A 9,548-nucleotide genomic window follows, 5' to 3' on the forward strand; every position below is an offset into this window, starting at 1 on the left:
TGTCTCCTCCGCTTCTTGGACGGTGATATTACGCCCGCCGGAGATGTCCCGTAAAGGGGGCGCGTGCATCACGTAGAGGATTCGGCCGCCGCGCGCGCCCACTTCCGTGAACCCGGCGCCCTCCGCGACGCGCCGGGAGGGCGCGTTGTCCGCATCGATCGCTGCCTCGACGCGGACCGCACCCAGCTCCCCGAACGCGAGCGGCAGCACGAGCGCAACTGTGCGCGATGCAGCGCCGCGCCGTCGAGCCTCGGGGTACGTCCAGTACGAGAGGTTCAGGGCGCCAGCGCCGAGCGGCGCCCTCACCCGGGAGCAGCGCGACGCCCTGCTGCTCGCCCTCGCGGAAGAGAGCTGCGAGCGCGTGCTCGCGCACAACCGAGCGCAGGCGCTCGTGCTCTCGCTCGACGAGCGGCGCGCAAGGCTCGACCGCGAAGGCTTCGCGTGGGCGGCGGAGTTCCTGTGCAAGACCGAGGGCATGAGCCCCGCGCAGGGCAAGCTTCCCGACGCCGCAGCCCTCGAAGCGCGCGGCGGCAGCTTGCTGCGGCCCGAGCTCGCGTGGCTGCTCGGCCTCGCGAAGCTGCACCTGCAGCGCGCGCTGCTCGCGGCGCCGAGCTGGGAGCTGCCCGCGTTCGCGCAGCACCTCTACGACGAGTACTTCCCGGCGCGCCTTGCGCGCGCACATCCGCGGGCGCTCGCTCGCGAGCGATCGCCCCTCGGCGCTCGCGGCGGTGACGAAGGCGCTGCAGAAGCTGCGGGGGGCGCTGAGAGCTGCTGCGGGTCGAAGTCTCTCGTTCGTGGGCGGCGGCGGAGATCTCCATGCGCATCGAGCTTTCCTGAGGGGGCCCCGCACATGCGCCACGAGGCGTGTGTGCTCGACTCTCTGATCGTGCTTCACTCGCGCTGCATGAAGCTCTTGCTGGACATCGACGTGCTCTCCTCTTCGGGCCCGCCGCACGACGTGTATGCCGAGGTGCGCGCGCGGGAGCCGGTGTCGTGGCAGAAGATGCCGGGCGTCGGCGGCTACTGGGCGGTGATGAAGCACGCCGACGTGCTCGCGGTGTCGCGCCAGCCGGAGATCTACTCGGCGCAGGCGAAGGGCATGCAGCTCGCGGACTTCACGGATCAGCTGCCCACGCTGCTCTCGCTCGATCCGCCGCGTCACACCGAGATTCACAAGCGCGTGCTCTACTCGTTCGCGCCGCGCGTGGTGCGCAAGCTCGAGCCGCGCATCCGCAGCGTGATGCGCGCCACCTTCGAGCGCGTGGCCGAGCTGCGCGAGTGCGACTTCGTGATGGACGTGGCTCGCCCGCTGCCGCTCGCGATCGTGTGCGACTTGTTGGGCATCTCCGAGGCGGATCGCGAGCGCGTCGGCGAGTGGGCGGATTTGCTCGCGGGCGCGGCGGATCCCGAGATCGCGCAGGGCCGCGACACCGGCACGCAGAGCGCGTTCGCGTTCGGCGCGTACGCCTTCCAGCTCGCTCAATCCGGCGCTGAAGGAGCGCGCGATTCGCTGCTGCGCGTGCTGAAGGACGCGCAGCTCGATGGCGAGCAGGTCGATCTGCCGACCTTTGCGGGCCTGTTCGTGCAGATCGCGATCGCGGACAACGAAACGACGCGCTCGACGCTCGCCGGCGGCATGCTCGAGCTGATGCAGCGCCCCGCGGAGTACGCGCGGCTCGAAGCGAATCGCGCGCTCGCGGAGAGCGCGGTCGAGGAGTTCCTGCGCTGGCTCGCACCGGTGCACTACTTCCGCCGCACCGCGACGCGCGACACCGAGCTGCGCGACGTGAAGATTCGCGCCGGCGACCGCGTGGTGATGATGTACGCCTCGGCGAATCGCGACGAAGACGTGCTCGCTGCACCGCAGCGCTTTGACGTCGCGCGCGACCCGAACCCACACGTCTCGTTCGGCTTCGGCGAGCACTTCTGCCTCGGCGCCGCGCTCGGCCGGCTCGAAGCGCGCGTCTTCCTCGAAGAATTCTTCGCGCGCTTCGCGAAGTACGAGCTCGCGGGCGAGCCCGCGCGCATGCGCTCGAACGAGCTTAACACGTGGAAGCGCATGCCCGTGCGCCTCACCCCTCGCTGAAGGGACGCCCATGACCGACGCGGAACGCCTGCTCGCGATCTTGGAGATTCAGCAGCTCGCGCATCGCTACGCCGTCTCCCTCGACGCGCGCGATCTCGACAAGCTCGTCGCGCTCTACGTGCCCGACGTGCGCGTCACGCGCGAGACGAGCGGGCGCGAGGCGCTGCGCGCCGACTTCGACCGCTCGCTGCGCGCGGTCGGCGCGACGTTCCTGCAAGTCGGCAACCACGTCGTCGACTTCGCAGACGACTCGCACGCCACGGGCGTGGTCTACACGCGCGGCGAGATCCAAGACGGCGGCCCCGACAGCACCCGCTGGATCATCCACGCGATCCAGTACCACGACGCCTACGAGAAACGCGACGGCCGCTGGCTCTTCGCCCGTCGCAAACACCTCCTCGTCTACGGCGCCGACCTCGGCACGAACCCCCTGACACTCCCCCCCGCGAATTGGCCCCAAAGCCAAACCGGCCGCGGCACCGTCCCCTGGTCTCTGGAAAGCTGGCAACGCTTCTGGAAGAAGTGATCCCAACCGCCCGCACTCATCCTGCCTAACAACCCGCGCAGCAAGCGCCAGAACGACCCCGCAGTCGAACGCTCCTCCCAAGCAGGTCGGCCGAGGCCGCAAGCGAAGCGCGCAGCGAGCCGAAGGCGAGCGGAGTCAACGGGAGACGCGATCGCCCACGGCGAACCGCTGCGCGATCTCCCACTCGCGATCCGTCAGCCGCATCAGTCCTACATCGCCTTCGCGCCCGAGGTAACGAGGCGCGGCGCGCTGGGCATCGGCGTCCTTGATCGCGGCGCCCCACTCGCGTGCGAGCCCCGCAGACAGCGCCGGCTCGCCGGAGAGCGCTGCGACGATCGGCCCCGCAGGCTGGAAGCTCAACAGATAGACGGCGTCGGGCGGCGCAGCGAGGCGAATCGGTGTGATCAGGAAGTCGAGCGTGCCCGTCGGTCGCGGCCACACGAGGCGAATCGGGTAGAGCTCGCCGTCCACCCAACGCTTCGCGTGCGCGTAAATCTCTTCTGCTTCCTCGCGAGAGAGCAGGGCGCCAAGCTCGCGGCCGACGACGGCCTCACTGCCTGGGAGCAGACGCGCGGTCGCATTGAGCATCACGATGCGCAGGGATGCGTCGACGAGCACGATCGGCCAGGTAACGAGCTCGATGATGCTCGTATCGACCCGGGCTACCCCGCTCGTCGCGGGTTCGCGATTCGACTGCTCCACGCTGCGCTCTCCCCGCAGGCTTCCTGCAAGTGCAGTGCTCTCGCGAATGAGAGCGTTACGCGAGTAGGTGTCGCATCCCTCACAGCAGGCTAGAGGGCTCGCGTTTCAGAACTGCAGTCAGTGACCCATTCGCCGTACCTGCTGTGCTGGAGACAACACACCTAGCTTGCGAGACACCACCCCTAATGATTGCACACAGTGTTTGGCGAGATGCGGGTGTCTTTTTGTGAGCGTCGACACGCGATCAGCCTTGGCGAGTCGGCGCGCGAGTGTCGGAGCGTGTGGAGCACGGCGGCCTGCAATCGAAGCGCGTCCCGAACGGCCTCAGATGGCTCGCTCGCGCCCGGCCCAGTATTTGTCGCGCAGACGGCGCACGTAGAGCTTGCCAGTTGCGGTGCGCGGGAGCTCCCCTTCGAAGTCGAGCGAGCGCGGCACTTTGTAGCCAGCGAGCTTCGCGCGGCAGAACGCGAGGATGTCAGCCGTCAGCGCATCGCTGGGCGCGAAGCCTGGGCGCAGCTCGACCGCACCCTTCACCTGCTCGCCCCACTCGTCGTCGGGGATTCCAAACACCGCGGCGTCGGCAACGGCGGGGTGCTCTTGAATCACGGCCTCGACCTCGGCGGGATAGATGTTCACGCCGCCGCTGATGATCATGTTCGCGGCGCGGTCCGAGAGAAACACCCAGCCCTCCGCGTCGACGTGGCCGACGTCGCCGAGCGTGTGCGTGTGCGGATCGAGGAAGGCGCGCGCGGTCTTGTCAGGGTCGCCGTGATACTCGAACAGCGCGGTTTGCGTCGCGTGCTTCGCGTAGAGCGGGCCGCGCTCGCCGGGGCCGAGCCGCGCACCGCCCTCGCCGATCGCGAACACCTCGAAGTGCGGCAGCGCGCGGCCGACACTGCCCGGGTGCGCGAGCCAGTCGCGCGGGTCCACGAACGTGGTGACGCCGCCTTCGGTGCCGCCCCAGTACTCGTAGAGGATCGGGCCCCACCACTCGATCATGCGCCGCTTCACCGCCTCGCTCACCGGCGCGGCGCCGTGAAGCACGGTGTGCAGCGCAGGCGGGCGGAACGCGGCGCGCTCCTCACTCGTTAGGCGCTTCAGCAAGCGTACGAACATGGTGGGGACGAGATGCGTGTGGTGAATCTCGCGCTCCACGATCCAGCGCAGCGCGTCGCGCTCTTCCCAACGCGGCAGCACGTGGATCGGTGCGCCGAGCGAGTTGTCGTAGATCGCGTACATCAGGGGCGCGGCGTGATAGAGCGGGCCCGTGACGAGGTGCGCGCCCGAGCCGTCGCACTGGATGCTGCGCGCGTAAGCCTGCTGCGCCGCGATCGCGGCACCGAGCGTCCCGGCGCGCTTGCGCATCACGCCCTTCGGCCGCCCCGTCGTGCCGCTCGTGTAGATCATGTTGCCGCCGGCGGGGCCCGCGAGCGGCATGGGCGCGTCGCTCGCGCTCGCGAGCGCGCGATCGAGCTCGTCGCCGAGCGCGATCACGAGGGGCAGCCGCAAGTTCGGCTCCGCATCGCGCGCGAGCGCCAGCGCGCTGCGCGCCGTCTCGGCGAACGCCGGGTCGACGAACAGCACGCGCGCCGTCGAATCGCGCACGACGTACGCGATCTCCTCGGCGGTGAGGTGCCAGTTCACGGGCGTCATCCACACGCCCGCGTGAATCGCGGCGAGAATGCCCTCGACGCCTTCGACGCGATTCCCGATCAGGAGCGCCGCGTGATCGTCGGGCGCGAGGCCGAGCGTCTCCCGTAACAAACGCGCCCAACGCGCCACGCGATCCTGCAGCTCCCTCCAGCTGCGCGAGCGCGTGCCGTCCGTGAGCGCGAGCGCGCTCGGCTGCGACTTCGCGAGCTCGGCGATCACTTCGCGATCCGCTCGTCTCGGAGCGCCGAGCGCCGCAGCTTGCCCGCGTCGTCGCGCAGTGGCTCGCTCACGAACTCGAAGCTGCGCGGAATCTTGTAGGCCATGAGCAGCTCGGCGAGGTGCTCGCGCAGCTCACTCTCCGTAACGACTCCGGGGGCGTCGACGATCGCGTGCACGCGGCTGCCGAGATCGTCGTCGGGCAAGCCGATCACCGCGCTCGAGCGCACGCGCGGATGTGCGTCGATCGCGGCCTCGATCTCGGCGGGATACACGTTCGATCCGCCCACGAGGATCATGTCCGTCTTGCGATCGGCGAGATAGAGGTACCCGTCCTCGTCGAACCAGCCGATGTCGCCGAGGGTCTCCCAGCCGTCGCGCGTCGCCGTCGGCGTGGCGCCGATGTAGCGGTAGGTCGTCCCCTGCCCGCTCGCGGGCTTCATGTAGATCTCGCCCACTTCGCCCGGGGCGCATTGGGAGCCGTCGGCGCGCTGCGCTCGCATCATGCGGCCCGGCGCTGGCTTTCCGACCGAACCGGGATGCGCGAGCCACTCGGCGCCCGTGATGACGGTGCCCGCGATGCGCTCGGTGCCGCCGTACGCCTCGAAGATCTTCTCGGGCCCGAGCCACTCGATCCAGAAGCGCTTCAGCCACTGCGGGCTCGGCGCGCCGGAGCACATCACGTTCTTCAGCGACGCGACGTCGTACTTGTTACGGACCTCTGGCGCGAGCTTCGCGATGCGCTGCATCATCGTCGGCACGAACAGCACCCAGTTGACGCGCTGCTGTGCGACGAGCGCGAGCGCCTGCTCGGCGTCGAAGCGCTCCATCAGCACGAGCGTTCCGCCCGAGAGGATGCACTGCCACGCGACGATGAACGGGCCGGCGTGGTAAAGCGGGCCTGGCGCGAGCGCGATGCCGCGCGGGCGCATGAAGTTCTCCGCGACTTCGGGATCCGCGAGCGCGGGGGTGAGGTCCACGATCAGCTTCGGGCGCCCCGTGCTGCCGCCCGACGTCATCGTGCGCACGTGCGGCGGCACGATGTCGGCGAGCGGCGCGTCACTCAGCTCGGGATCGGGCGCGAAGCCCGCGGGCACGCTTGCGAACTTCGGGTACTCGCCCGCCGCGACGCCGACCACGAGCGCCGGCTCGGAGAGCGCGACGATCGCCTCACGCTCCTTCGCTGGAAGGCGCGCCGAGATCGGCTGCGGCGAGGCGCCGAGCTTCCACGCCGCCATGCACGCGACGAGGAACTCGAGCGAGTTCGGCAGCGCGATCGTGACGCGCGACTCCGCAGCGACGCCGAGCTGCTGATACGCCCGCGCGAGCCGGTTCGAGGCGCGCTCGAGCTGGCCGCGCGTGATCGCCTGCGCGCCGCACACCGCCGCGACGCGATCCGGTTCCTGCGCTGCGAGCCACCCGAGCGCCGCCCCGTACGAGACTCTCGCCATGCGCCCGTATGCCCTCGCAACTACTTGTTTCCGCTCGAACTTCGGAGATTATGATACGGTACGTCTCGTTATTGCCGCGGTCGATGCTGCGGCTGCCGCTGACCATCGGTGCCTGGCACGGATGGCCGCGGCGGGCATGGCCATCGGTGCCTGGCACAGATGGCCGTGAGGAGATCGTGGGCCGTGGACAAGAGAACGACGCTCGCCGCTGCCGTCGCCGAGCTGCGCGACGGCATGACGATCGGCATCGGCGGCTGGGGCTCGCGCCGCAAGCCCATGGCCGTCGTGCGCGAGATCCTGCGCTCGCCGGTGAAGGACCTGACGCTGATGACGTACGGCGGCCCCGACGTCGGGCTGCTCTGCAAAGCCGGCAAGGTGAAGCGCCTCGTCTCCGGGTTCGTGTCGCTCGACTCGATCCCGCTCGACCCGCACTTTCGCGCCGCGCGCCAAGCCGGCGCCGTCGAGTTCCGCGAGCTCGACGAGGGCATGTTCCAGTGGGGTCTCTACGCCGCCGCGATTCGCCTCCCGTTCCTCCCGACGCGCGCGGGCCTCGGCTCGAGCGCGCTCGAGATCAACCCCGAGCTGAAGCTCGTGCGCTCACCCTATGACGACGCGGAGGAGCTGATCGCGATGCCCGCGCTCGAGCTCGACGTCGCGTTCATCCACATGAACCGCGCCGACGCCAACGGCAACGGCCAGTACCTCGGCCCCGACATCTATTTCGACGACGTGATGTGCGGCGCCGCGAAGCGCCGCTTCATGACGTGCGAGCGCATCGTGGAGACGAAGGAGCTGCTCGCCGGCGGCGCGATCCAGACTCTGCGCATCAACCGCATGATGGTCGACGGCGTGATCGAGACGCCCGGCGGCGCGCACTTCACCGAGTGCCCGCCCGACTACGGGCGCGACGAGGCGTTCCAGCGCGACTACACCGCGAGCGCGAAGGACGAGGAGAGCTGGCAGCGCTTCAAAGCGGAGTGGCTCGACGTCTCGGAAGCGGAGTATCAGGCGAAAGTCCGTGCGCGGAGGACGGCTCAATGACCGACGTGACGCGCGCCGAAGTCTGCGCCGCGGCGATCAGCGACAACTTCCGCGGCGACGGCGAAATCCTCGTCTCGTGCTTCGGCAACGTGCCCTCGGTGGGCGCGCGGCTCGCGAAGCTCACGCATGCGCCAGATCTGCTGATGACCGACGGCATCGCCTCGCTCGTCGACGGCGTGCAGCCCGTGAGCGGAAAACGCAGCGCGCCGGTGTACGAAGCCTGGATGCCGTTCCGCAGCGTGTTCGACTTGTTGTGGAGCGGGCGCCGCCACGTGGTGATGATGGCGAGCCAAATCGACCAGTACGGCAACCAGAACTTCAGCGCGGTCGGCTCGCAGGCGAAGCCCGCGGCGCAGCTGATCGGCATGCGCGGCTCGCCCGGCAACACGATCAGCCACCCCACCAGCTATTGGGTGCCGAATCACTCGAAGCAGAACTTCGTCGCGCGAGTCGATGTAGTGTGCGGCATCGGCTACGACCGCGCGGCGAAACTCTCGCCGCGGCAGCGCCGCTTCCACGAGATTCGCCGCGTGATCTCGAACCTCGGCGTGTTCGACTTCGCGACGCCCGATCGCCGCATGCGCCTCGCGTCGCTCCACCCGGGCGTGAGCGTCGACGACGTCGTGAAGAACACCGGCTTCGAGCTCACCATCGCCAGCGACGTGCCCACGACGCGCCTTCCGAGCGCGGGCGAGCTCGCGCTGATCCGCGAGCAGATCGACCCCGAAGGCTTCGCGAACAAGGAAGTGCGTTAGCTCGCGGGGACGTTCCGCAACGAAAGCAACCAACGCCCCCGAATCGGGGACGTTCCGCAACGAAAGCAACCAGCGAACTCGTGCCCTGCTCCCCCCTCCACACCCCGCTCTGCGACCTGCTCGGCGTGCCCGCGCCCATCATCCAAACGGGGATGGGCTGGGTCGCGACGCCCGAGCTCGTCGCCGCCGTGTCGAATGCCGGCGGCTTCGGCTTCCTCGCGGGCGCGACGATTCGCCCCGAAGACATCGACGCCGCGATCGAGAAGACGAAGGCGCTCACGCCGAAGCCGTTCGGGGTGAACTTCCTGATGGATGCGCCCGGCGCGGACGTGATCGCGGACGCGCTCGTGCGCCATCGCGTGCGCGCCGCGGGATACAACCGCTCGCCCGACGGCAAGCTCATCCAGAAGCTGAAGGACGCAGGCGTGCTCTGCATTCCCACCTGCGGCGCGCCGCGCCACGTGCAGAAGGCTGAGCAATCAGGGGCCGACGCGGTCGTCGTGCAGGGCGGCGAAGGCGGCGGGCACACGGGCACGATTCCGAGCTCGCTGCTGATCTCGGCGTGCGCGGACGCGGTGAAGATTCCCGTGATCGCGGCCGGCGGCTTCAAAGACGGGCGCGGGCTCGTCGCCGCGCTCGCGTTCGGCGCCGCCGGCATCGCGATGGGCACGCGCTTCCTGCTCACCGCGGAGAGCCCCGTGCCGCCGCAGACCGCGCAGCGCTATTTCGCGGCGGGCCTCACGGACGTGATCGTGACCGAGGAGATCGACGGTCTGCCGCAGCGCGTCGTGGTGAACGAGCTGGTGCGCGAGCTCGAGGCGAAGAGCGGCGCTGCGAAGCTGCTGTTCGCGCTGCGCAACGCGCTCGCGTTCCGGCGCACCAGCGGCGCGACCATCCCGCAGTTGTTACGGAGCGCGCTCGCGCTGCAAGCGAACGAGAAGCTGACGCGCTCGCAGCTGCTGATGGCCGCGAACGCGCCGATGCTCGCGAAGGCGGCGATGACCGACGGCGACCCCGTAGGCGGCTACCTGCCGAGCGGCACGGTCGCGGGAGTGATTGCGGACCGCCCGACCTGCGCCGAGCTGATCGAGCGCATCGTCCGAGAAGCGGAGGAGACG

General features: G+C 69.5%; 8 protein-coding genes and 1 pseudogene. 5 read left to right on the forward strand and 4 right to left on the reverse strand.

The window, feature by feature from the left end:
* Nucleotides 1-306, reverse strand: a 306-nt coding sequence (locus FJ091_21550; protein ID MBM4385940.1) for a GNAT family N-acetyltransferase, incomplete at its 3' end; no start/stop codon positions are given.
* Here FJ091_21550 and FJ091_21555 point away from each other — a divergent pair.
* Both FJ091_21555 and FJ091_21560 read left to right on the forward strand, forming a co-directional pair.
* Nucleotides 221-2,086: a cytochrome P450 gene (locus FJ091_21555; protein MBM4385941.1), complete on the forward strand. Its 1,866-nt coding sequence runs from the start codon at nucleotides 221-223 to the stop codon at nucleotides 2,084-2,086. The two genes, FJ091_21550 and FJ091_21555, sit on opposite strands and share 86 nt — an antisense overlap.
* Before the next feature lie 10 nt (nucleotides 2,087-2,096).
* The gene (locus FJ091_21560) at nucleotides 2,097-2,612 is read left to right on the forward strand and encodes a nuclear transport factor 2 family protein (GenBank protein ID MBM4385942.1); all 516 of its coding nucleotides are present in this window, start codon (nucleotides 2,097-2,099) and stop codon (nucleotides 2,610-2,612) included.
* A 135-nt stretch (nucleotides 2,613-2,747) separates the two neighbouring features.
* Here the strand turns inward: FJ091_21560 and FJ091_21565 are convergent, their stop codons facing one another.
* The 3 genes from FJ091_21565 to FJ091_21575 all read right to left on the reverse strand — a co-directional run bounded on the left by FJ091_21565 (nucleotide 2,748) and on the right by FJ091_21575 (nucleotide 6,634).
* Nucleotides 2,748-3,314, reverse strand: a complete 567-nt coding sequence (locus FJ091_21565) for a hypothetical protein (GenBank protein MBM4385943.1) — start codon at nucleotides 3,312-3,314, stop codon at nucleotides 2,748-2,750.
* Between the two features lie 324 nt (nucleotides 3,315-3,638).
* Nucleotides 3,639-5,186, reverse strand: coding sequence for an AMP-binding protein (locus FJ091_21570; protein ID MBM4385944.1), 1,548 nt, complete (start codon nucleotides 5,184-5,186; stop codon nucleotides 3,639-3,641).
* A complete protein-coding gene (locus tag FJ091_21575) occupies nucleotides 5,183-6,634 on the reverse strand; it encodes an AMP-binding protein (GenBank protein ID MBM4385945.1) in 1,452 nt (483 codons plus the stop codon). The genes FJ091_21570 and FJ091_21575 overlap by 4 nt, the downstream gene beginning before the upstream one ends.
* A gap of 159 nt (nucleotides 6,635-6,793) precedes the next feature.
* Here FJ091_21575 and FJ091_21580 point away from each other — a divergent pair, with 159 nt between their 5' ends.
* The 3 genes and pseudogenes from FJ091_21580 (at nucleotide 6,794) to FJ091_21590 (ending at nucleotide 9,548) form a co-directional block, all read left to right on the forward strand.
* Nucleotides 6,794-7,675, forward strand: coding sequence for a CoA transferase subunit A (locus FJ091_21580; GenBank protein ID MBM4385946.1), 882 nt, complete (start codon nucleotides 6,794-6,796; stop codon nucleotides 7,673-7,675).
* Complete coding sequence (locus FJ091_21585; protein MBM4385947.1) at nucleotides 7,672-8,430, forward strand: CoA-transferase; 759 nt, start codon at nucleotides 7,672-7,674, stop codon at nucleotides 8,428-8,430. Before FJ091_21580 ends, FJ091_21585 begins: the two co-directional genes overlap by 4 nt.
* Nucleotides 8,431-8,525: 95 nt before the next feature.
* Nucleotides 8,526-9,548: pseudogene (locus FJ091_21590) on the forward strand (nitronate monooxygenase).

Source organism: Deltaproteobacteria bacterium, assembly GCA_016875395.1.
Taxonomy (GTDB): Bacteria; Myxococcota_A; UBA9160; order UBA9160; family UBA6930; genus VGRF01.